The sequence below is a fragment of the Streptomyces sp. NA04227 genome, from assembly GCF_013364195.1.
GTDB lineage: Bacteria > Actinomycetota > Actinomycetes > Streptomycetales > Streptomycetaceae > Streptomyces.
In genome coordinates this window covers 1,359,198-1,380,330 of the sequence record NZ_CP054918.1, presented here as the reverse complement: position 1 = coordinate 1,380,330, position 21,133 = coordinate 1,359,198, and the positions used below count along the sequence as shown (strand labels likewise).

Sequence of the window (21,133 nt, the reverse complement as noted above, 5' to 3'; positions counted from 1 at the left end):
GTTCCTCTTGCGTAATGCCCGTTCCGTGACCGGCTGAACGCTAGTGGTGAAGGTGATCTTTCGAGGTTCTTGGGGAGCTCTTTTCGGCCACGGCCGAAGGTGTGCTCCGACCGATGTATCAGCCAGTGGAACGCTGCGACGGTGCTCCGCCCGGGTCTGAGAGAATTGGCCACGTGATCTCCCGAATCGATCTGCGCGGCGAGACCCTCCCCGAGGGCTCCGCCCTGCGCGACCTGCTGCCCCGTGCCGAATTCGACGTGAGCGCCGCCCTGGAGAAGGTGCGGCCGATCTGCGAGGACGTGCATCATCGTGGCAACGCGGCGCTGATCGACTACGCGGAACGCTTCGACGGCGTCCGCCAGGAGAAGGTCCGGGTGCCCGCCGAGGCCCTGGCCGAAGCCTTGCGGGAACTGGACCCCGCGGTCCGCGCCGCCCTGGAGGAGTCCATCCGGCGCGCCCGCATCGTGCACCGCGCCCAGCGCCGCCCCGCCCACACCACCCAGGTCGTCCCCGGCGGCACCGTCACCGAGAAGTGGGTACCGGTCGACCGCGTCGGCCTCTACGCGCCGGGCGGCCGCTCCGTGTACCCGTCGTCCGTGATCATGAACGCGGTCCCGGCGCAGGAGGCCGGAGTGCCCTCCATGGCGCTGGCCAGCCCGCCGCAGAAGCCCCGTTTTGAAGGAGACCCGGCCGGGGGCCTGCCGCACCCGACGATCCTCGCCGCCTGCGCCCTGCTCGGCATCGACGAGGTGTACGCGGTCGGCGGCGCCCAGGCGGTGGCGATGTTCGCGTACGGCACCGAGCGCCCGGGCGAGACGGACGGCTGCCCCCCGGCCAACATGGTCACCGGCCCCGGCAACATCTGGGTCGCCGCGGCCAAGCGCTATTTCACCGGCCGGATCGGTATCGACGCGGAGGCCGGGCCGACCGAGATCGCGATCCTCGCGGACAGCACGGCCGACCCCGCGCACGTCGCCGCGGACCTGATCAGCCAGGCCGAGCACGACCCGATGGCCGCCGCCGTCCTGGTCACCGACTCCGAGGAACTCGCCCGGCGAGTGGAGAAGGAACTCGCGCCGCAGGTGGCCGCGAGCAAGCACATCGAGGACCGGATCACCCCGGCCCTGGCCGGAAAGCAGTCCGCGATCGTCCTCGTCGACGGCATCGAGGAGGGGCTGCGGGTGGTGGACGCCTACGGCGCCGAGCACCTGGAGATCCAGACCGCCGACGCCGCCGCGCTCGCCGAGCGGGTACGCAACGCCGGAGCGATCTTCGTCGGCCCCTGGGCGCCGGTCTCGCTCGGCGACTACTGCGCGGGCTCCAACCACGTCCTGCCCACCGGCGGCTGCGCCTGCCACTCCTCGGGCCTGTCCGTGCAGTCCTTCCTGCGCGGCATCCACGTCGTCGACTACACCCGCGACGCGCTCGCCGAGGTCGCCCACCACGTGGTCACCCTCGCCGAGGCCGAGGACCTGCCCGCGCACGGCGCCGCGATCAAGGCACGGTTCGAGTGGAAGGTTCCGGGCCAGTGAACCAGCCGACCCGCAACAGCATCGACGATCTACCCATCCGCACCGAACTGCGTGGCAAGTCCCCTTACGGCGCACCCCAGTTGGACGTCCCGGTCCGGCTGAACACCAACGAGAACCCGTACCCGCTGCCCGAGCCGCTGGTGGCCCGGATCGCCGAGCGGGTACGGGAGGCCGCGTACGACCTGAACCGCTACCCCGACCGGGACGCGGTGGAACTGCGCACCAGGCTGGCCGAGTACCTCAGCAAGACCGGCAGGTACCCGGTCTCGCGCGAGAACGTCTGGGCGGCCAACGGCTCCAACGAGGTCATCCAGCAACTGCTCCAGGCCTTCGGCGGTCCTGGCCGTACCGCGCTCGGCTTCGAGCCCTCGTACTCGATGCACTCGCTGATCGCCCGGGGCACCGGCACCGCCTGGATCTCCGGGCCGCGCACCCCGGAGTTCACCCTGGACCCCGAGGCGGCCGCCCGCGCCATCGCCGAGCACCGCCCCGACGTCGTCTTCGTGACCACGCCCAACAACCCGACCGGCAACGCCGTTCCGGCCGAGACCGTACTCGCGCTGTACGAGGCGGCGCAGGCGGCCAAGCCGTCGATGGTGGTCGTCGACGAGGCGTACATCGAATTCAGCCACGGCGACTCGCTGCTCCCGCTGCTTCAGGGACGGCCGCACCTGGTGGTCTCGCGCACCATGTCGAAGGCCTTCGGCGCCGCGGGCCTCCGGCTCGGTTATCTGGCCGCCGACCCGGCGGTGGTCGACGCGGTCCAGCTGGTACGGCTTCCGTACCACCTGTCGGCGGTCACCCAGGCCACCGCGCTGGCCGCCCTGGAACACACCGACACCCTGCTCGGCTATGTCGACCAGCTGAAGGCCGAACGCGACCGGCTGGTCACCGAGCTGCGCGCCGCGGGCTACGAAGTGACCGAATCGGACGCCAACTTCGTCCAGTTCGGCCGGTTCGAGGACGCGCACGCCGTCTGGGAGGCGTTCCTGGAACGCGGCGTCCTGGTCCGGGACAACGGCGTACCCGGACGGCTGAGGGTCTCCACCGGCACCCCGCACGAGAACGACGCGTTCCTGGACGCGGCCCGCGCACTGATGAAGGACCAAGGCGTATGAGCAACACCAGCAGCACGAGCGATTTCACCGCGGACACGGCCGGCCGCACCGGCCGCACCGAGCGGACCACCAAGGAGACCTCGGTCCTGGTCGAGATCGGCCTCGACGGGACCGGGCGTACCGACATCTCCACCGGGGTCGGCTTCTTCGACCACATGCTCGACCAGCTCGGCCGCCACGGCCTGTTCGACCTCACCGTGAAGACCGAGGGCGACCTGCACATCGACACCCACCACACCATCGAGGACACCTCGCTGGCGCTCGGCGCCGCCTTCCGGCAGGCCCTCGGCGACAAGGTCGGCATCTACCGCTTCGGCAACTGCACGGTCCCGCTGGACGAGTCGCTCGCCCAGGTCACCGTGGACCTGTCGGGGCGCCCGTACCTGGTGCACACCGAGCCTGAGAACATGGCGCCGATGATCGGCTCCTACGACACCACCATGACGCGGCACATCATGGAGTCGTTCGTCGCCCAGGCGCAGGTCGCCCTGCACGTCCACGTTCCGTACGGGCGCAACGCCCACCACATCGTGGAGTGCCAGTTCAAGGCCCTGGCCCGGGCGCTGCGCTACGCGAGCGAGCGCGACCCGCGCGCCGCCGGAATCCTTCCCTCCACCAAAGGTGCCCTGTGAACGGTCTCTCCACGGTCCTGATCGTCGTCGGTCTGTTCCTGCTCGGCGGGATCTACTCCTTCGTCAAGCAGGAGATGCCCAAGAGCCTGATCGCACTCCTGTCGATCGGCGCGGCCATGTGCATCCTGGCCGGTGTGGTGCGGCTGGAGGTGTGGAATTGAGCAGCGCGACGAGCACGACGGGCACGAACACGACCAGCTCACGGCGTAAGCGGGTCGTCGTCTTCGACTACGGCTTCGGCAACGTCCGTTCGGCCGAGCGGGCCCTGGCCAGGACCGGCGCCGAGGTGGAGATCACCCACGACTACGACCGGGCGCTGAACGCCGACGGACTGCTCGTCCCCGGCGTGGGTGCCTTCGCCGCCTGCATGAAGGGCCTGACGAAGGCCCGCGGCGACTGGATCATCGACCGGCGCCTGTCCGGCGGCCGTCCGGTGATGGGGATCTGTGTGGGCATGCAGGTCCTGTTCGCCCGCGGCATCGAGCACGGCGTCCAGACCGAGGGCCTGGACGAGTGGCCCGGCACCGTCGGCCCGCTCAAGGCCGACGTCGTCCCGCACATGGGCTGGAACACCGTGGACGCCCCGGCCGACTCCCAGCTGTTCGCGGGCCTGGACCCCGAGTCCCGCTACTACTTCGTGCACTCCTACGCGGCCCACGAGTGGACCCTCGAAACCGCCAACCCCGCGATGCGCGCCCCCAAGGTCGCCTGGTCCACGCACGGCGAACGCTTCGTCGCGGCGGTCGAGAACGGCGCCCTGTGGGCCACCCAGTTCCACCCCGAGAAATCCGGCGACGCCGGAGCCCAGCTCCTCACCAACTGGATCGAGACGCTCTGACCATGGCACCGAAGCTCGAACTCCTCCCCGCCGTCGACGTCCGCGACGGCCAGGCCGTCCGGCTCGTGCACGGCGAGTCCGGTACCGAGACCTCCTACGGCTCCCCGCTGGAGGCCGCCCTCGCCTGGCAGCGCTCCGGTGCCGAGTGGCTGCATCTGGTCGACCTGGACGCCGCGTTCGGCACCGGCGACAACCGGTCGCTGATCGCCGAGGTCACCCGCGCCATGGACATCAAGGTGGAGCTGTCCGGCGGCATCCGCGACGACGACACCCTCGCCGCCGCGCTCGCCACCGGCTGCACCCGCGTCAACCTGGGCACCGCCGCACTGGAGACCCCCGACTGGGTCGCCAAGGTCATCGCCGAGCACGGCGACAAGATCGCGGTCGGCCTCGACGTACGCGGCACCACGCTGCGCGGCCGCGGCTGGACCCGGGACGGCGGCGACCTCTACGAGACCCTGGCCCGCCTCAACTCCGAGGGCTGCGCCCGCTACGTGGTCACCGACATCGCCAAGGACGGCACCCTCAAGGGCCCGAACCTGGAGCTCCTGAAGAACGTCTGCGAGGCCACCGACCGACCCGTGGTCGCCTCCGGCGGCGTCTCCTCGCTCGCCGATCTGCGGGCCATCGCCGCACTCGTCCCGCAGGGTGTGGAGGGCGCGATCGTCGGCAAGGCCCTGTACGCCAAGGCGTTCACCCTCGAAGAGGCCCTGGAGACGGTGGCGTCATGACCGAAGCCGCACGGCGCGTGCAGAGCGGAACTCCCTGGGAGGAGTCGATCGGCTTCGCGCGCGCCGTCGCGGCCGGTGACCGCGTCCTGGTCGCGGGCACCACCTCCTTCAAGGGCACCGTCCTGCACGGCGAGAGCGATCCGTACGAGCAGGCCAAGGTCGCCTTCACCAACGCCCTGGACGCCATCGCCGAGTTCGGGCTCGGACCCGAGTCGGTGGTCCGCACCCGGATGTACCTGACCCACACCCGCGACGTGGACCAGGTGGGCCGGGCCCACCGCGAACTGTTCGGCGCCGTGCGCCCCGTCGCCACCCTGCTCGTCGTCCAGGGCTTCGTCGACCCGCGCATCCTGGTCGAGGTCGAGCTCGAAGCCCTGCGCCCCCAACAGCCGCAAGCCACCCGACCCTTCGAGGAGCTGTGAAGCAATGACCCTGGCGGTCCGAGTCATCCCCTGCCTGGACGTCGACGGCGGCCGCGTCGTCAAGGGTGTCAACTTCCAGAACCTGCGTGACGCCGGTGACCCGGTCGAGATGGCGAAGGTCTACGACGCCGAGGGCGCGGACGAGCTCACCTTCCTCGACATCACCGCCTCCTCCGGCAACCGCGAGACCACCTACGATGTCGTCCGCCGCACCGCCGAGCAGGTCTTCATCCCGCTCACCGTCGGCGGGGGAGTGCGTACCACCGAGGACGTCGACAAGCTGCTGCGCGCGGGCGCGGACAAGGTCGGCGTCAACACCGCGGCCATCGCCCGCCCGGAACTGATCCGCGAGATCGCCGAACGTTTCGGCCGCCAGGTCCTGGTGCTCTCCGTCGATGCCCGGCGCACCCCCGAGGGCGGCTTCGAGGTCACCACGCACGGCGGCCGCAAGGGCACCGGCCTCGACGCCGTCGCATGGGCGGCCCGCGCGGCCGAACTCGGCGCGGGCGAGATCCTGCTCAACTCCATGGACGCGGACGGCACCAAGGACGGCTACGACCTGGAGATGATCCGCGCCGTCCGTGCCGAGGTCGCGGTACCGGTGATCGCCTCCGGCGGCGCGGGCCGGCTCGACGACTTCCCGCCCGCCGTCGGCGCGGGCGCCGACGCGGTGCTCGCCGCCTCCGTGTTCCACTTCGGCGACCTGCGCATCGGCCAGGTCAAGGAGACCCTGCGGGCGGCCGGGGCGCCGGTGCGCTGACCCGGCCGCAGGGCCGCTGCCCTGCCCAGCGCGCAGGGCACACCGCTGCCTCCGGAGTGTCGTCCCGCCGCACCCCACACCGTCGGTATCGTCCGGTACCTCCCGATTTGGTGTGAGCCCGCTCAGGGTGGGCGCAGCGAGGAGGCACGGATGGCGACGGCGGAGAACCCCCCGAAGGGGGCGCTGCGTCACCTCGGCGAGTGGTGCGCACGGCACTTTGTCCTGGTGATCGTGGTCTGGCTGGTGGCGATGGTGGCCCTCCAGGTCGTCGACCGCGTCCAGGGCAGCGAGTACTCGGACAACTTCACGCTCTCCGACGTCCAGTCCGAGAAGGGCCTGGACGTCCTGCGGGCGCACGACCCGGCGGCGGCCGGATACAGCAGCCAGGTCGTGGTGCACGACTCCGCGAAACCGCTGACCGATCTCGGCTCGCAGATGTCGTCGACCATCTCCTCACTGGAGAAGCTGCCGCACGTCCTGTCGGCGCAGAATCCGCTGGAGGCGTCCGGGGCGTCGGGTTCCCAGGCGCGCTCCGGCTCCGGCTCCGGCCCGGACGCGGACGCGGACGCGGGGCGGTCGACGGATGCGGGGCGGTCGCCGGGAGGCGCCAACTCCTCGGATCAGTACGGCAGTTCGGCCGCGAGTGCAAGCGGCGCGGAGGCGGGCGGCTCCCTCGCCCCGAACAGCGCCCCCGCCTCGAACGGCTCGAACGCCTCGGACCCCGACGTCGGCCCGCTGTCCAAGGACAAGAAGACCGCGTACATCACCGTCCTCTTCGACGAACAGCCCTCCACCCTCGGCGACGACTACCTCGACGGGGTCGACAAGTCGGTGAAGCCACTGCGCGACGCGGGCGCGGAGGTCGAGTACGGCGGGCCGCTCGGCGAACTCGCCCGGCCCTCGCCCGACGACCGGGTCTCGGAGCTGATCGGCTTCGGTGTCGCGATCGTGGTCCTGCTCATCGGTTTCGGCAGCCTGCTCGCCGCCGGACTGCCGCTGGTGACCGCGCTGATCGGGGTGATCTGCGGACTCGCCTGCCTGGGACTGCTCTCGGCCGCCTTCGACTTCGCCACCGTCTCGCCGACCCTGGCCACCATGATCGGCCTCGGCGTGGGCATCGACTACGCGCTGTTCCTGATCACCCGGCACCGCCAGTTGCTCATGGACGGCGCCGACCCGGTCCGCGCCGCCGGGCAGGCGGTGGCCACCAGCGGCCGGGCGGTCCTGGTCTCCGGCTGCACCGTCGTCGTCGCGCTGACCGGGCTCGCCGTCTCCGGTGTCGGCTTCATCGCGAAACTCGGCGTGGCCGCCGCGATCACCGTGATCACCGCGGTGGTCGGAGCCCTCACCCTGGTGCCCGCCCTCCTCGGACTTCTCGGCCGCCACATCGACCGCTTCCGGGTACGCCGCCCGATCGCCGAGACCGAACCGGGCACCGCCGAGCCGGGCACCACCGCATCCGGCGCCGCCCCCGACTCCGTTACCGCACAAGGCACTTGGCACCGCTACGCACGCCGCGTCGAACGCCGCCCCTGGTGGTTCCTGGCCGCGGGCCTGGCCGTGGTCGGGGTGCTCGCGGTGCCGCTGTTCTCCATCCAGCTCGGCCACATCGGCGACGGCGCCGACCCGAAGTCGTTCACCGACCGGCGCGCGTACGACCTGATGTCGGATGCCTTCGGCCCGGGCTCCAACGGCCCGCTGACGATCGTCATCGACCAGACCAAGGTGTCCTCCAAGGACCGCTCCTCGCTCGCCTCGCAGGCGCAGAAGGCGCTCACCGACGTGCCCGGGGCGGCCACGATCACCAAGCTGACGCCGACCAAGGACGACGACGTCCTGCTCGCCACCGCGTACTCGACCCAGTCGCCGCAGAGCGAGACCACCACGAACCTGACCAACCGGCTGGTGGACCAGACCCTGCCGAAGGCGGTCGAGGGCACCCCGGCCAAGGGCTATGTCACCGGTACCACGGCCGCCCAGGTCGACTTCCGCGACGTGGTCGCCGACCGGCTGCCGCTGATCGTGCTGGTGGTGGTGGCGCTGGCCTTCCTGATCATCCTGACCGTCTTCCGCGGACTGCTCGTCGCCCTGAAGGCCGCCGTCCTCAACATCCTGTCCATCGGCGCCTCGTACGGGGTGGTCGTCGCCGTCTTCCAGTGGGGCTGGGGCGGTCCGGCCCTCGGGGTCGCGGGCAAGGTGCCGATCGAGAGCTATGTGCCGATGATGATGTTCGCCATCGTCTTCGGCCTGAGCATGGACTACGAGATCTTCCTGCTCTCCCGCGTCCACGAGGCGTACGTACGCACCGGCGAGGCCAGGGACAGCGTGGCGCACGCCCTGGAGATCACGGCACGGGTGATCACCTGCGCCGCGCTGATCATGGTGAGCGTCTTCGCGGCGTTCATCGTCAGCGACAACATCGTGGTGAAGATGCTCGGCCTGGGCCTGGCCGTCAGCGTGCTCATCGACGCGACCGTCGTACGGCTCCTACTCGTTCCGGCTGTGATGACCCTGCTCGGCCGCTCCGCGTGGTGGATCCCCCGGTGGCTCGACCGGGTGCTGCCGCACCTCGACGCGGAGGGCGGCGGCACCAAGCGGTCGGCCCGTGGTTCCCGGGCGCAGGGGTCGTAAAGCCCCAGCGTGCTGGGACCCGAGCGTCTAAAGCCCCAGTTCCTTCGCGCCGTTGAGCTTCTCGATCGCCTCCGGCTCACCGTCGAGTTCGACCTTGGCGACCGACTGGCGCCCGTAGGTGTACAGGACCAGTTCCGAGGGCTCGCCGGTCACGGTGACCACGGGGGTGCCGCGGCTGGCGACCACGGTGCGGCCGTCGGGGCGCCGGAGCACTATGCCGGTCGGGGCGTTGCGGCCGAGCAGCCGGGCGCCGCGCTCCAGGCGGGACCACAGGGCGTCGGCGAAGACCGGGTCGAGAGTGCGCTCGGTCCACTCGGGCTGTGCGCGGCGCACGTCCTCGGCGTGGACGTAGAACTCGATGACGTTCGCCGCCTCGTCGACCTGCTTGAGGGCGAACGGCGAGAACTTCGGCGGGCCGCTGCGGATCAGGTCGATCAGTTCCTCGTAGGGCTTGGCGGCGAACTCGGCCTCCACCCGCTCCAGGCGGGCGGCCAGCGGCTTGATCAGGATGCCGCCCGCGGCGTCGGGCCTGCGCTCGCGCACCACCACATGTGCCGCGAGGTCACGGGTCAGCCAGCCCTCGCACAGGGTCGGCGCCCCCGGTCCCGCCGCTTCCAGGAGTTCGGCGAGAAGGAGTCGTTCACGCTTCGCATGAGTGGACATGCGTACACTCTAGGGCCGCACCGGCGCCCCATGGCAAGCGTTCGCAGCCCCCGACGTGCGGCGAAACGGAATCCGGACGACCGCTGTCCGGATGCCGGACCGGCGCCGCCCACCGGGAGTGATCCCGCACAATGAACCCCATGACCACGCCCAGGCAGCCCAGCCAGCTCGATCCCCAGGTCGCCGCGCGCCTCAAGCGCGGCGCCGACGGGCTCGTTCCCGCCGTCGCCCAGCAGTACGACACCGGCGAGGTGCTCATGCTCGGCTGGATGGACGACGAGGCGCTGCATCGCACCCTCACCACGGGCCGCGCCACGTACTGGTCGCGCAGCCGACAGGAGTACTGGGTCAAGGGCGACACCTCGGGCCACGTCCAGCACGTGAAGTCGGTGGCCCTGGACTGCGACGCGGACACCGTCCTGGTGAAGGTCGACCAGGTGGGCGCCGCCTGCCACACCGGCGACCGCACCTGCTTCGACGCCGGCTCGTTGCCGCTGGCTCAGTAGGGTCGGTGGCCATGGACCTCGAGACCTTCCGCAAGCTGGCGGCCGACCGCCGGGTCATCCCGGTCGGCCGCAGACTGCTCGCCGACGGGGACACCCCGCTCGCCCTGTACCGCAAGCTCGCCGCCGAACGGCCGGGCACCTTCCTCCTGGAGTCCGCCGAGAACGGAAACTCCTGGTCCCGCTACTCCTTCGTCGGGGTGCGCTCCTCGGCCACGCTCACCGAGCGCGAGGGGCAGGTGCACTGGGAGGGCAGCCCGCCGGTGGGCGTCCCCCTGACGGGCGACCCGCTCGCCGCGCTGCGTGCCACGATCGAGGCACTGCACACCCCGCGCGATCTTGCCGCCGGGACACCGCCGTTCACCGGCGGCATGGTCGGCTATCTCGGCTACGACATCGTGCGGCGCCTGGAGCGGATCGGCCCCGGCGAGCAGGACGACCTCAAGCTGCCCGAGCTGACGATGCTGCTCACCAGCGACCTCGCCGTACTGGATCACCGGGACGGCACGGTCCTGCTCATCGCCAACGCCATCAACCACAACGACCTGGACACCGGGGTCGACGAGGCCTACGCCGACGCGGTGGCCCGGCTCGACGCGATGCAGGCGGACCTGGCCCGTCCCCTCGCCCAGCCGCCCGCCGCGATGCCGCCCGCCGAACTCCCGCCGTTCCGCGCCCTGTGGGGCGGCGAGGACTTCCAGGACGCGGTGGCGGACATCAAGGAGCGGATCCGCGCGGGCGAGGCCTTCCAGGTGGTGCCCTCGCAGCGCTTCGAGGCCCCGTGCGAGGCGAGCGCGCTCGACGTGTACCGGGTGCTGCGGGCCACCAACCCCTCGCCGTACATGTACCTGATCCGCTTCGACGGCTTCGACGTCGTGGGCTCCTCGCCCGAGGCGCTGGTCAAGGTCGCGGACGGGCAGGCGATGGTGCACCCCATCGCGGGCACCCGGCCGCGCGGCGCGACCCCGCAGGAGGACCAGCAGCTCGCCGAGGAACTGCTCGCCGACCCCAAGGAGCGCGCCGAGCACCTGATGCTGGTCGACCTCGGCCGCAACGACCTCGGCCGGGTCTGCGAACCCGGCAGCGTCGAGGTGGTCGACTTCATGTCGATCGAGAAGTACTCGCACGTCATGCACATCGTCTCGACGGTCACCGGCAAGGTGGCCGAGGACCGCACCGCCTTCGACGTACTGACCGCCTGCTTCCCGGCCGGCACCCTCTCCGGTGCCCCCAAGCCCCGGGCGATGCAGATCATCGACGAACTCGAACCCAGCCGCCGCGGCCTGTACGGCGGTTGCGTCGGCTACCTCGACTTCGCGGGCGACTCCGACACCGCCATCGCGATCCGTACCGCCCTGCTCCGCGACGGCAAGGCGTACGTACAGGCGGGCGCCGGGGTGGTCGCCGACTCCGACCCGGCCGCCGAGGACACCGAGTGCCGCAACAAGGCGGCGGCGGTCCTGCGCGCGGTCCACACGGCGGGGCGGCTCGGGGGCTGAGGGCGCGGGGCGGGGCCGAGCCCCGCCTCACGGCGTGCGGGATGCCCGACCACGTACGCACGCTGTCCGTTCAGCGCCCGGCCGGTGACCGGTCACACGCGGTTTCCGGCCGGAGTGTGACCGAACCGTGGCCGTGATCTGCGTCCCGGGAGCCGCCCCGGGTGACGGATCCGGGTGGGTTCAGGCGATAGTGGGGGGGTGACTGCTGTACCTCACCCCCGAACCGAAGCCGCGACACCGGTCCGCTCCGGCCGACGCAGCCTGGGCCTGGCCCTGCTCGCGGGCGCCGGCGGCGCCGCCGTGACGCTGCTCGCCTCGCGCCAGCGCTGGGCGGAGGGCACCGCCGCGGTGGCGGGCGGCGACTTCCCGCTCACCGCCAAGGGCGGCGACGTCACCGGTGTGCCGGCCGCGCTCGCCATCGTCGGACTCGCCGCTCTGGTCGCCGTGTTCGCCGTGCGCCGCACCGGCCGCCGTGTCGTCTCCGGGCTGCTCGCCCTGACCGGCGCCGGGATCGTCGTGGCCTCCGTGCTCGGCGCCTCGGACAGCGGCGCCCTGGACGAGAAGGCGGCCCGGGCCACCGGCGACACCGCCGCCACGGTCGAGTCGCTCAGCCATACGCCCTGGCCCTACGTGGCCGCGGCGGGCGGCCTGCTCCTGCTGATCGCCGGACTGATCGCGCTGCGCTGCGGCGGCGACTGGCCCGCCATGTCGGGACGCTACGAGCGAGCGGGCGCCCCGCGTCCGCGCCGCGGCGCGGACGCCGACGCGGAGCACCCCGGCGAACTGTGGAAGGCACTCGACCGCGGCGAGGACCCGACCCGCGGCTGACCCGCATCCGGCGTCAGTACGAGGCCCTCGTACCGGCTGCGGTCGAGGCGCCCGCGAGGGCGACGTGAATCGCACCACCCCGGGCCCGGGCACGGGGTGGCGTGCGGGACAATGGGCGACGAGTGTGCGGCCAACGGCGCACCTCGAGCGCTCAGCACACTGACCACGAGCACTATCGAGCATTTCGAGCAATGAGGGAGCACGTCATGTCGGCGAGCAGCCACGGTCACGGACACACCCCGGCCGCCTGGACCGGTGTCATCATCGCCTTCATCGGTTTCACCGTGGCGGGCGCGTTCATGGTGATGGCCAACCCGGTGGGCTTCTGGGCCGGAGCGGCGATCATCCTGCTCGCCCCGATCGTCGGCGGTGTCATGCACCTCATGGGCCTGGGCTCGAAGCCGCGCACCGCCGCCGCGCCCCGCACCGTCCGCGCCACCGAGCCGCAGAGCGAGACCGTCTGATCCACCGCCGTCCGCCCCCGCGCGGACGGCACCGTGCCGCCGCCCCGGCGGTGGCACGACAACGACCGACGGCGTCGAGAGCGACCCGTGGCCACCCGCGCCACGGGTCGCTCTCGTCCGTCGACCCGGGCGGAACGCGTCGCCGGGGAAGCCCTGCCAGCCGTACGGCACCCGGCCCGCGCGCCCGAGGCCGGGCCGCGACACAATGCTCGGGTGAACGATGCGCGGGTGAACGCAGAGACCGAGACCGCCGCCGCCCCGGGAGCGGGCGCACTGGTCCGGCGGCTGCTGGTGCCGGTGGGCACCCTGGGCGCCGTGGTCGCGGCCTTCGGCTATGTCGCCACCGTCGACCCGAACGAACCGGGCCACTACCCGGTCTGCCCGCTGCTGCGGTTCACCGGGATCTACTGCCCCGGCTGCGGTGGCCTGCGCAGCGCCCACGCCTTCGCCCACGGGGACCTCGGTGCCGCGCTGACCGACAACGCCTTCGCCGTGTTCGGCTTCGGCGCCTTCGCGGTGCTCTGGGTGCTGTGGACGGTGCGCCTGGCGCGCGGGCGGGGCTCGTCCGCGCTCCTGGTGCTGCGCCCGGCCCAGATGTGGGTCCTCGGCGGCCTCGCCCTCGTCTTCACGGTTGTCCGGAACTTGCCGTTCGGAGGCTGGCTGCATCCTTGAGAAGGGGAGAATGTCCAGGTAATGGGACCGTGCCCGGCCGGATGCAGAGGCAGCCGTCCGCTGCGGATACCATCGCAGGTGACCAGCGAACGCCGTACGGGAAATCCGCACCGGGGTCCGCATCCGACCGCTCCAAGCAAAGGGGACCGCTCGCGTGAGTGTGCTCGATGAGATCATCGAAGGAGTCCGCGCCGACCTCGCCGAGCGGCAGGCCGCAGTCGGCCTCGATGAGCTCAAGGAGCGTGCGGCGAACGCCCCGCAGGCCAAGGACGGCGCCGCCGCGCTGCGCGGCGACAGCGTCCGCGTCATCTGCGAGGTGAAGCGTTCCAGCCCGTCCAAGGGAGCGCTGGCCGCGATCGCCGATCCGGCCGCCCTCGCCGCGGACTACGAGGCGGGCGGCGCCGCCGTCATCTCCGTACTCACCGAGCAGCGCCGCTTCGGCGGTTCGCTCGACGACCTGGAGGCGGTCCGCGCCCGGGTGGAGATCCCGGTCCTGCGCAAGGACTTCATTGTCACCTCGTACCAGCTCTGGGAGGCCCGCGCCTACGGTGCCGACCTCGCGCTGCTGATCGTCGCCGCCCTCGACCAGGAGGCCTTGGTCTCGCTCATCGAGCGTGCCGAGTCGATCGGGCTCACCCCGATCGTCGAGGTCCACGACGAGGACGAGGCCGAGCGCGCGGTCGACGCCGGGGCCCGGGTGATCGGCGTCAACGCCCGCAACCTCAAGACCCTCGAAGTCGACAGGTCGACCTTCGAGCGGGTCGCCCCGGAGATCCCCGACCACATCGTCAAGATCGCCGAGTCCGGTGTACGCGGCCCGCACGACCTGATCGCCTACGCCAACGCCGGTGCCGACGCCGTCCTGGTCGGCGAGTCCCTGGTGACCGGCCGTGACCCGAAGTCCGCCGTCGCCGATCTGGTGGCCGCCGGCGCCCACCCCGCGCTCCGGCACGGCAGGAGCTGACCCGACGGTGACACGGGCACGCGGCGCCGTCGACCTCCGCGGGGGCAGCAGCCTCTGCGGCGCCGACGCCTGCCCGTGCCCGCCCGGCGGTGACCGCGCCCGTGACCCCTACGCCCGCCTCGCCCGTGGCTGCCGCCCCCGCGGCTGCCGGGCCCCGGCCCGCCGTGTGCACGGCCGCCGGGTCCGCTATGTGATCGGCGACGAGCCTGGCCAGGTCAACGGGATGCGATGGCACGGGCGCCCCGCGCGCCCGTAACCACGCCACCGCACCTCACCCGGGACCGACAGCCGGTCCACCGCACCGCGCCTCACCGCGCCTATGCGACGCGCCTCGCGCGCCCGCGTACGGCGCGCGGTGTGCGCCGGTCGCACGCGGTTCACGTGGCTTTCCGTGGCTTTCGCGCGAGGGCCCACCCGTACGGCTTCCGCAGGACGGCTCTTGCGCTCGTCCACTCGCCCACGCGGCTTTCCGTGCGACGGCCTTCCCGCGACGGCGTACGCGCGCGCATACGGTGATCACCGACCGAACCGTCGGGGGCCTCTCACGCCCCGTCAGGAGCATGCCCATGCCCAGCGAGTTCTTCCTTCCCGATCCCGAGGGCCAAGTGCCCGACGCCGCGGGCTACTTCGGCGCCTTCGGCGGCACCTTCATCCCCGAGGCGCTGGTCGCCGCCGTGGACGAGGTCGCCGTCGAGTACGACAAGGCCAAGGCCGACCCCGCCTTCGCGGCCGAACTCGACGACCTCCTGGTCAACTACACCGGGCGCCCCAGCGCGCTCACCGAGGTGCCGCGGTTCGCCGAACACGCGGGCGGCGCCCGGGTGTTCCTCAAGCGCGAGGACCTCAACCACACCGGCTCGCACAAGATCAACAACGTGCTCGGCCAGGCCCTGCTCACCCGGCGGATGGGCAAGACCCGGGTGATCGCGGAGACCGGCGCGGGCCAGCACGGCGTCGCCACCGCCACCGCCTGTGCCCTGTTCGGCCTCGACTGCACCATCTACATGGGCGAGATCGACACCCAGCGCCAGGCCCTCAACGTGGCCAGGATGCGCATGCTCGGCGCCGAGGTCATCGCCGTGAAGTCGGGCAGCCGCACCCTCAAGGACGCCATCAACGAGGCCTTCCGCGACTGGGTCGCCAACGTCGACCACACCCACTACCTCTTCGGCACGGTCGCCGGTCCCCACCCCTTCCCGGCCATGGTCCGCGACTTCCACCGGGTGATCGGGGTCGAGGCCCGCCGCCAGCTCCTGGAGCGCGCGGGCCGCCTGCCGGACGCCGCGATCGCCTGCGTCGGCGGCGGCTCCAACGCCATCGGCCTGTTCCACGCCTTCATCCCGGACGCCTCGGTACGCCTCATCGGCTGCGAACCGGCCGGACACGGCATCGACAGCGGAGAGCACGCGGCCACCCTCACCATGGGCGAGCCCGGCATCCTGCACGGCTCGCGCTCGTACGTCCTCCAGGACGACGAGGGCCAGATCACCGAGCCGTACTCGATCTCGGCGGGCCTGGACTACCCGGGCATCGGACCGGAGCACGCGTACCTCAAGGACAGCGGGCGCGGCGAGTACCGTGCCGTCACCGACGACGCGGCCATGCAGGCACTGCGGCTGCTCTCGCGCACCGAGGGCATCATCCCGGCCATCGAGAGCGCGCACGCGCTGGCCGGTGCGCTGGAGGTCGGCCGGGAACTGGGCAAGGACGCGCTGCTCGTCGTGAACCTCTCCGGGCGCGGCGACAAGGACATGGACACCGCGGCCCGCTACTTCGGGCTGTACGACCGCCCCGCCGACGGCGTGGTCGAGGCGGACGCGGGCGGCGGCGCCGCCGACATCCAGGCAGAGATCCAGGGGGACGCCAAGTGAGCGGCAACATCCGGCTGTTGAACGAGACGCTGAACCGGGCCAAGGCCGAGTCGCGGTCCGCCCTGATCGCCTACCTCCCGGCGGGCTTCCCCGACGTGGACGGCGGCATCGAGGCCGTCAAGGCGGCCTTCGACGGCGGCGCCGACGTGGTCGAGGTCGGCCTGCCGCACAGCGACCCGGTGCTCGACGGACCGGTCATCCAGACCGCCGACGACATCGCGCTGCGCGGCGGCGTCCGTATCGCCGACGTCCTGCGCACGGTCCGCGAGGCGCACGCGGCCACCGGCAAGCCGGTGCTGGTGATGACGTACTGGAACCCGGTGGACCGCTACGGCGTCGAGCGCTTCGCCGCCGAGCTCGCCGAGGCGGGCGGCGCCGGGTGCATCCTGCCCGACCTGCCGGTGCAGGAGTCGGCGACCTGGCGCGAGCACGCCGACAAGCACGGTCTGGCGACCGTCTTCGTCGTCGCGCCCAGCAGCAAGGACGCCCGGCTCGCCACCATCACGGCCGCCGGTTCCGGCTTTGTGTACGCGGCCTCCCTGATGGGCGTCACCGGCACCCGCGAGTCGGTCGGCGCACAGGCCCAGGACCTGGTGGCGCGCACCCGCCGGACCACCGACCTGCCGGTCTGTGTCGGCCTCGGCGTCTCCAACGCGACGCAGGCCGCCGAGGTCGCCGGTTTCGCGGACGGGGTCATCGTCGGATCCGCGTTCGTCAAGCGGATGCTCGACGCGCCCGATCGGGCCGCGGGGTTCGCAGCGGTCCGCGCCCTCGCGGCTGAACTGGCCGAGGGCGTACGCAAGGGCGCGAAGTCCGGACAGGCCGGGTAACTCGTCCGGGTGGATCAGTGACCGGGGAGGCGCGCCGTCGCCTCCCCGGTTCGTTTGCGGGGTGTGAGCGAGAACAATCCTGAACACAAGCGCGCCGCACGTGAGCGGCTGGCCGCGGAACGCGAGCGGCAGAAGGCACATGACAAGCGGCGGCGGACCACGATCGTCGGCGGTGCCGTCATCTGCGTGCTCGCCCTGGCCGCGGTCATCGGTGTGATCGCGGCCAACACCGGCGGGGACGGAGACGAGAGTTCGGGCCCGGTGGTGGCGCCCAAGGGGGCCTCGGGCAAGGACAATCTGGCCGTTCCGCTGGGCAAGCCCGAGGCGAGGTCGACGCTGACGGTCTGGGAGGACTTCCGCTGCCCCGCCTGCAAGCAGTTCGAGGACACCTTCCGCAAGACGGTCCACGAGCTGACCGACAGCGGCAAGCTCAAGGTCGAGTACCACCTGGTCACGCTGATCGACAACAACATGGGCGGCAGCGGCTCCCGGCGCGCGGCCAACGCCGCGGTCTGCGCACAGGACGCCGGGAAGTTCGCCCCGTACCACGACCTCCTCTTCGAGAACCAGCCTCCCGAGACCGACGACGCCTACGGCAGCGACGCCCGGCTGACCGAACTCGCGGGCAAGGTCGAGGGCCTGGACACTCCGGCCTTCCGCAAGTGCGTCGAGGAAGGGCGGCACAACAGCTGGGTCGCCAAGTCGCAGCAGGCCTTCGAGAAGAGCGGCCTGCAGGGCACTCCGACGGTGCTCCTGAACGGCAAGAACATCTACGGCGACCAGAGCAACCCGCTGACCCCCGACAAGCTGAAGAAGATGGTCGAGCAGGCGGACAAGGACTGAGCGTTTTGGGCCGACCGACGACGACCGAGACCGAGTAGGCCCCCGTGGCACCGGCCGTGTGCGCTCCGTGCGCGGCGGTGCCCGTTACGGAGCCGTTGCCGGGCGGGCGGGCGTGCGGGAGGCCCGGCAAGGTAGCGTCGACCCTGCCATGGACATTGCCTTCATTCCCAGCCCCTCGCACGGCGTGCTGAATCTCGGCCCGATCCCGCTGCGTGGCTACGCCCTCTGCATCATCCTCGGTGTCTTCCTTGCCGTCTGGCTCGGAAACCGGCGGTGGATCGCCCGCGGCGGCCGCGCCGGAACGGTCGCGGACATCGCGGTGTGGGCGGTGCCCTTCGGCCTGGTCGGCGGCCGTCTCTACCACGTGATCACGGACTACCAGCTGTACTTCAGCGAGGGCCGTGACTGGGTCGACGCCTTCAAGATCTGGGAAGGTGGCCTCGGCATCTGGGGCGCCATCTCGCTCGGCGCGGTCGGCGCCTGGATCGGCGCCCGCCGCCGCGGCATCCCGCTGCCCGCCTACGCGGACGCCGTCGCCCCGGGCATCGCCCTCGCCCAGGCCGCGGGCCGCTGGGGCAACTGGTTCAACCAGGAGCTGTACGGCAAGTCCACCGACCTGCCCTGGGCGCTGAAGATCACCAGCGACGACGGCGGCCGGGTCCCCGGCACGTACCACCCGACCTTCCTGTACGAGTCGCTGTGGTGCATCGGCGTCGCGCTGCTCGTCATCTGGGCCGACCGCCGCTTCCGCCTCGGCCACGGCCGCGCCTTCGCGCTGTACGTCGCCGCGTACTGCGCGGGCCGCGGCTGGATCGAGTACATGCGGGTCGACGAGGCGCACCACATCCTCGGCGTACGCCTGAACGTCTGGACCGCGATCCTGGTCTTCGCCGCCGCGGTCGCGTACATCGTCATCTCGTCCCGGCTGCGGCCCGGACGCGAAGAGGTCGTCGAGCCGGGCGAGGGTCCGGTACTCGGGGACGGTGCGCACGGCGGCGGCTCCGACGAGTCCGGGGAGTCCGGCACGGACGCAGGAGCGGGCCACGGCGCGGACAAGGACGCCGGAGGCAAGGACGCCGGGGGCAAGGACCGGAACGGCGACAAGGCCGGGTCCTCGGGCAAGAGCTGAGTTCGGACTCCGGGCGCTGGGGCTTCGAGCTCCGGACCTCGGACTTCGGACGAATCGACGCAGGGGCGGGAGCCCGGGCTGTACGCCCGGCTCCCGCCCCTGTGGCGTGTGGTGCCGCCGCAAGTGGTCCCGTGGTGTCCGGCCTCGCGGCGGCCGCTCCGGCGTCGGCGGTCTCAGCTCCCGCCCTGCTCCCCGGCGCTCTCGATCTCGGTGCGGAACGGCATTGCGGCGATGGCGCCCGGCTTGGTCACGGTCAGGGCTGCCGCGCACGCCGCCCAGCTCAGGGCCTGCGGCATGGTGCGGCCCTCGCCGAGCGCCACCGCGAGCGCGCCGACGAAGGTGTCGCCCGCGCCGGTGGAGTCCACGGCCTCGACCACGGGCGCCGGGACGTGCAGCGGCTCGTGCTCCCGGCTCGCGTAGAGGCAGCCCTCCGCGCCGAGGGTCAGCACCACCTCGGGCACCTTGCCCAGCAGGGCGCCGAGCGCGGTGCGCGGGTTCCCCTGGCGGGTCAGTGTCGCGGCCTCGTGCTCGTTGAGTACGAGCAGATCCGTCACGGCGAGCAGTTCGTCGGGCAGTTCGTCGGGCGCGGGGGAGGGGGTGAGCACCGTACGGACGTCGTGGCGGTGGGCCGCCTTCGCCCCGGCGAGGACGCCGTCGAGCGGGATCTCCAGCTGGAGCAGCAGGGTGTCGGCGGTGGCGATCAGGGTCTCGTCGCCGGGGGTGAGGTGGTCGACGGTGCCGTTGGTGCCGGGGATGACGACGATGGCGTTGCCGCCCCGGTCGTCCACCACGATGTGCGCCGTACCGCTGGCGCCCTCCACGGTGCGCACCAGGTCGATGTCCACCCCGCAGTGTTCGAGGTTGGCGAGCAGCCCGGCCCCGAAGGTGTCCGTGCCGACCGCGCCGATCAGGGACACCTCAGTGGCCCCGGCACGGGCGGCGGCCACCGCTTGGTTCGCGCCCTTGCCGCCGGGCAGTGTGTGGAACGCGCGCCCGGTGACGGTCTCCCCGCGGCGCGGCGCGCGGGCCACGTAGGTGATCAGGTCCATGTTGATGCTGCCGAGCACGACGACGGCGGTCATACGGTCATGCCTTCCTTCGGGGTCGGGACGGGCCTCGTCCGAAGCCTGCCCTCCGGGGCGCCGCGGCGGACCCAGCCACGCCGACTTCCGGCCCGGCCACGCCGACTCCCCGTCGCCGCGCGTACGGCACTCGGCGAACCGTTCGGACGCGTTCCCGGCGTACTCGCGATCATGCCTCCGAACCGCGTTTTCGCAGGTAAGTACGGCCTTCCTTGCTGGCGGGCCGGGATTTTCGTGCGTACTTTCGAGGTTGTGGGAGGGGGCGGGAGACCCACGGAAAGCCGTGGCCGAACCCTGCCCAAAGGAAGGGGAAACCGGCGTCATGGCGCTCATCGAGACCGAAGCGGCACTGCACGAGGCGCACCGCGACAACCACACCCACCGCGATGTCAACGGGGGCTGGCTGCGCCCCGCGGTCTTCGGCGCGATGGACGGCCTGGTCTCCAACCTGGCCCTGCTCACCGGTGTGGCGGGCGGCAACGCGGCGCCGTCCACGATCGTGGTCACCGGACTCGCCGGGCTGGCCGCCGGTGCCTTCTCGATGGCGGCGGGCGAGTACACCTCGGTGGCCTCCCAGCGTGAGCTGGTCGAGGCCGAGCTGGCCGTGGAGCGGCGGGAGCTGACCAAGCACCCCAAGGACGAGGAGGCCGAGCTGGCCGCCCTGTACGAGGGGCGCGGGGTGGATCCCGCACTGGCCCGGCAGGTCGCCAAGCAGTTGTCCAGGGACCCCGAGCAGGCGCTGGAGATCCATGCCCGCGAGGAGCTGGGCGTCGACCCGGGCGAGCTGCCCTCCCCGCTGGTGGCCGCGCTGGCCTCGTTCGGTTCCTTCGCGCTCGGCGCCCTGCTGCCGGTGCTGCCGTATCTGCTCGGCGCCACCGCACTGTGGCCCGCGCTGCTGCTGGCCCTCGCGGGACTGTTCGCCTGCGGTGCCCTCGTCGCCAAGGTGACCGCGCGCAGCTGGTGGTTCAGCGGGCTGCGGCAGCTCGGTCTGGGCGGAGCGGCGGCCGGTGTGACGTACGCCCTGGGACATCTGATCGGTGCGGCCGTAGGATGAGCCGCTGCGCAGCTATGCGTAAGTGCGTATAAATACTTGTTTCCAGGCCGTTTCGATTGTGGGGCGG

General features: G+C 71.9%; 23 protein-coding genes. 21 read left to right on the top strand and 2 right to left on the bottom strand.

Features of this window, described 5'->3' with window-relative positions:
• The first annotated feature begins 173 nt into the window (after window positions 1–173).
• The 9 genes from hisD to HUT18_RS05645 all read left to right on the top strand — a co-directional run bounded on the left by hisD (window position 174) and on the right by HUT18_RS05645 (window position 8,664).
• The gene (gene hisD, locus HUT18_RS05685) at window positions 174–1,532 is read left to right on the top strand and encodes a histidinol dehydrogenase (RefSeq protein WP_176098383.1); all 1,359 of its coding nucleotides are present in this window, start codon (window positions 174–176) and stop codon (window positions 1,530–1,532) included.
• Complete coding sequence (locus HUT18_RS05680; RefSeq protein WP_176098381.1) at window positions 1,529–2,650, top strand: histidinol-phosphate transaminase; 1,122 nt, start codon at window positions 1,529–1,531, stop codon at window positions 2,648–2,650. Before hisD ends, HUT18_RS05680 begins: the two co-directional genes overlap by 4 nt.
• Complete coding sequence (gene hisB / locus HUT18_RS05675; protein ID WP_176098379.1) at window positions 2,647–3,282, top strand: imidazoleglycerol-phosphate dehydratase HisB; 636 nt, start codon at window positions 2,647–2,649, stop codon at window positions 3,280–3,282. The genes HUT18_RS05680 and hisB overlap by 4 nt, the downstream gene beginning before the upstream one ends.
• Window positions 3,279–3,443 (top strand): hypothetical protein, encoded by a 165-nt coding sequence (locus HUT18_RS05670; protein ID WP_176098378.1) that lies wholly within the window; start codon window positions 3,279–3,281, stop codon window positions 3,441–3,443. Before hisB ends, HUT18_RS05670 begins: the two co-directional genes overlap by 4 nt.
• Entirely contained in the window at window positions 3,440–4,120 is a 681-nt protein-coding gene (gene hisH, locus HUT18_RS05665; protein ID WP_176098376.1) for an imidazole glycerol phosphate synthase subunit HisH, read from the top strand. Before HUT18_RS05670 ends, hisH begins: the two co-directional genes overlap by 4 nt.
• A 2-nt stretch (window positions 4,121–4,122) precedes the next feature.
• Window positions 4,123–4,851, top strand: coding sequence for a bifunctional 1-(5-phosphoribosyl)-5-((5-phosphoribosylamino)methylideneamino)imidazole-4-carboxamide isomerase/phosphoribosylanthranilate isomerase PriA (gene priA / locus HUT18_RS05660; RefSeq protein ID WP_176098374.1), 729 nt, complete (start codon window positions 4,123–4,125; stop codon window positions 4,849–4,851).
• A complete protein-coding gene (locus tag HUT18_RS05655; RefSeq protein ID WP_176098372.1) occupies window positions 4,848–5,273 on the top strand; it encodes a RidA family protein in 426 nt (141 codons plus the stop codon). The genes priA and HUT18_RS05655 overlap by 4 nt, the downstream gene beginning before the upstream one ends.
• 4 nt (window positions 5,274–5,277) lie before the next feature.
• The gene (gene hisF / locus HUT18_RS05650; protein ID WP_176098370.1) at window positions 5,278–6,033 is read left to right on the top strand and encodes an imidazole glycerol phosphate synthase subunit HisF; all 756 of its coding nucleotides are present in this window, start codon (window positions 5,278–5,280) and stop codon (window positions 6,031–6,033) included.
• Window positions 6,034–6,183: 150 nt separating this feature from the next.
• Window positions 6,184–8,664: an MMPL family transporter gene (locus HUT18_RS05645; protein ID WP_176098368.1), complete on the top strand. Its 2,481-nt coding sequence runs from the start codon at window positions 6,184–6,186 to the stop codon at window positions 8,662–8,664.
• A 27-nt stretch (window positions 8,665–8,691) separates the two neighbouring features.
• Here HUT18_RS05645 and HUT18_RS05640 read toward each other — a convergent pair whose 3' ends face one another.
• The gene (locus tag HUT18_RS05640) at window positions 8,692–9,327 is read right to left on the bottom strand and encodes a TIGR03085 family metal-binding protein (RefSeq protein WP_176098366.1); all 636 of its coding nucleotides are present in this window, start codon (window positions 9,325–9,327) and stop codon (window positions 8,692–8,694) included.
• 140 nt (window positions 9,328–9,467) lie between these two features.
• Between HUT18_RS05640 and hisI the strand changes: the two genes are divergently transcribed.
• The 11 genes from hisI to lgt all read left to right on the top strand — a co-directional run bounded on the left by hisI (window position 9,468) and on the right by lgt (window position 18,930).
• Window positions 9,468–9,833 carry a phosphoribosyl-AMP cyclohydrolase gene (hisI, locus tag HUT18_RS05635; protein WP_176098364.1) on the top strand — a complete coding sequence of 122 codons (366 nt, stop codon included), beginning with the start codon at window positions 9,468–9,470 and terminating at the stop codon, window positions 9,831–9,833.
• Window positions 9,834–9,844: 11 nt separating this feature from the next.
• On the top strand, window positions 9,845–11,329 hold the full coding sequence (locus HUT18_RS05630; protein WP_176098362.1) for an anthranilate synthase component I: 1,485 nt from the start codon (window positions 9,845–9,847) through the stop codon (window positions 11,327–11,329).
• Between the two features lie 198 nt (window positions 11,330–11,527).
• Window positions 11,528–12,157, top strand: a complete 630-nt coding sequence (locus tag HUT18_RS05625) for a TIGR02234 family membrane protein (RefSeq protein WP_176098360.1) — start codon at window positions 11,528–11,530, stop codon at window positions 12,155–12,157.
• Between the two features lie 206 nt (window positions 12,158–12,363).
• Window positions 12,364–12,621, top strand: coding sequence for an HGxxPAAW family protein (locus HUT18_RS05620; RefSeq protein ID WP_176098358.1), 258 nt, complete (start codon window positions 12,364–12,366; stop codon window positions 12,619–12,621).
• 228 nt (window positions 12,622–12,849) lie between these two features.
• Window positions 12,850–13,293: a DUF2752 domain-containing protein gene (locus HUT18_RS05615; RefSeq protein WP_176098356.1), complete on the top strand. Its 444-nt coding sequence runs from the start codon at window positions 12,850–12,852 to the stop codon at window positions 13,291–13,293.
• 154 nt (window positions 13,294–13,447) lie between these two features.
• Window positions 13,448–14,257: an indole-3-glycerol phosphate synthase TrpC gene (trpC, locus tag HUT18_RS05610; protein ID WP_176098355.1), complete on the top strand. Its 810-nt coding sequence runs from the start codon at window positions 13,448–13,450 to the stop codon at window positions 14,255–14,257.
• A gap of 7 nt (window positions 14,258–14,264) precedes the next feature.
• A complete protein-coding gene (trpM, locus tag HUT18_RS05605) occupies window positions 14,265–14,513 on the top strand; it encodes a tryptophan biosynthesis modulator TrpM (protein WP_176098353.1) in 249 nt (82 codons plus the stop codon).
• 310 nt (window positions 14,514–14,823) lie between these two features.
• Window positions 14,824–16,128, top strand: a complete 1,305-nt coding sequence (gene trpB, locus HUT18_RS05600) for a tryptophan synthase subunit beta (RefSeq protein ID WP_176098351.1) — start codon at window positions 14,824–14,826, stop codon at window positions 16,126–16,128.
• Window positions 16,125–16,958: a tryptophan synthase subunit alpha gene (trpA, locus tag HUT18_RS05595; protein ID WP_176098349.1), complete on the top strand. Its 834-nt coding sequence runs from the start codon at window positions 16,125–16,127 to the stop codon at window positions 16,956–16,958. Before trpB ends, trpA begins: the two co-directional genes overlap by 4 nt.
• Before the next feature lie 63 nt (window positions 16,959–17,021).
• Window positions 17,022–17,801: a thioredoxin domain-containing protein gene (locus tag HUT18_RS05590; protein WP_176098347.1), complete on the top strand. Its 780-nt coding sequence runs from the start codon at window positions 17,022–17,024 to the stop codon at window positions 17,799–17,801.
• A 148-nt stretch (window positions 17,802–17,949) separates the two neighbouring features.
• A complete protein-coding gene (lgt, locus tag HUT18_RS05585) occupies window positions 17,950–18,930 on the top strand; it encodes a prolipoprotein diacylglyceryl transferase (RefSeq protein WP_176098345.1) in 981 nt (326 codons plus the stop codon).
• Between the two features lie 173 nt (window positions 18,931–19,103).
• Here lgt and HUT18_RS05580 read toward each other — a convergent pair whose 3' ends face one another.
• Window positions 19,104–20,012, bottom strand: coding sequence for a ribokinase (locus HUT18_RS05580; protein ID WP_176098343.1), 909 nt, complete (start codon window positions 20,010–20,012; stop codon window positions 19,104–19,106).
• 322 nt (window positions 20,013–20,334) lie between these two features.
• Here HUT18_RS05580 and HUT18_RS05575 point away from each other — a divergent pair, with 322 nt between their 5' ends.
• A complete protein-coding gene (locus HUT18_RS05575; protein WP_176098341.1) occupies window positions 20,335–21,066 on the top strand; it encodes a VIT1/CCC1 transporter family protein in 732 nt (243 codons plus the stop codon).
• Window positions 21,067–21,133 lie beyond the last annotated feature (67 nt).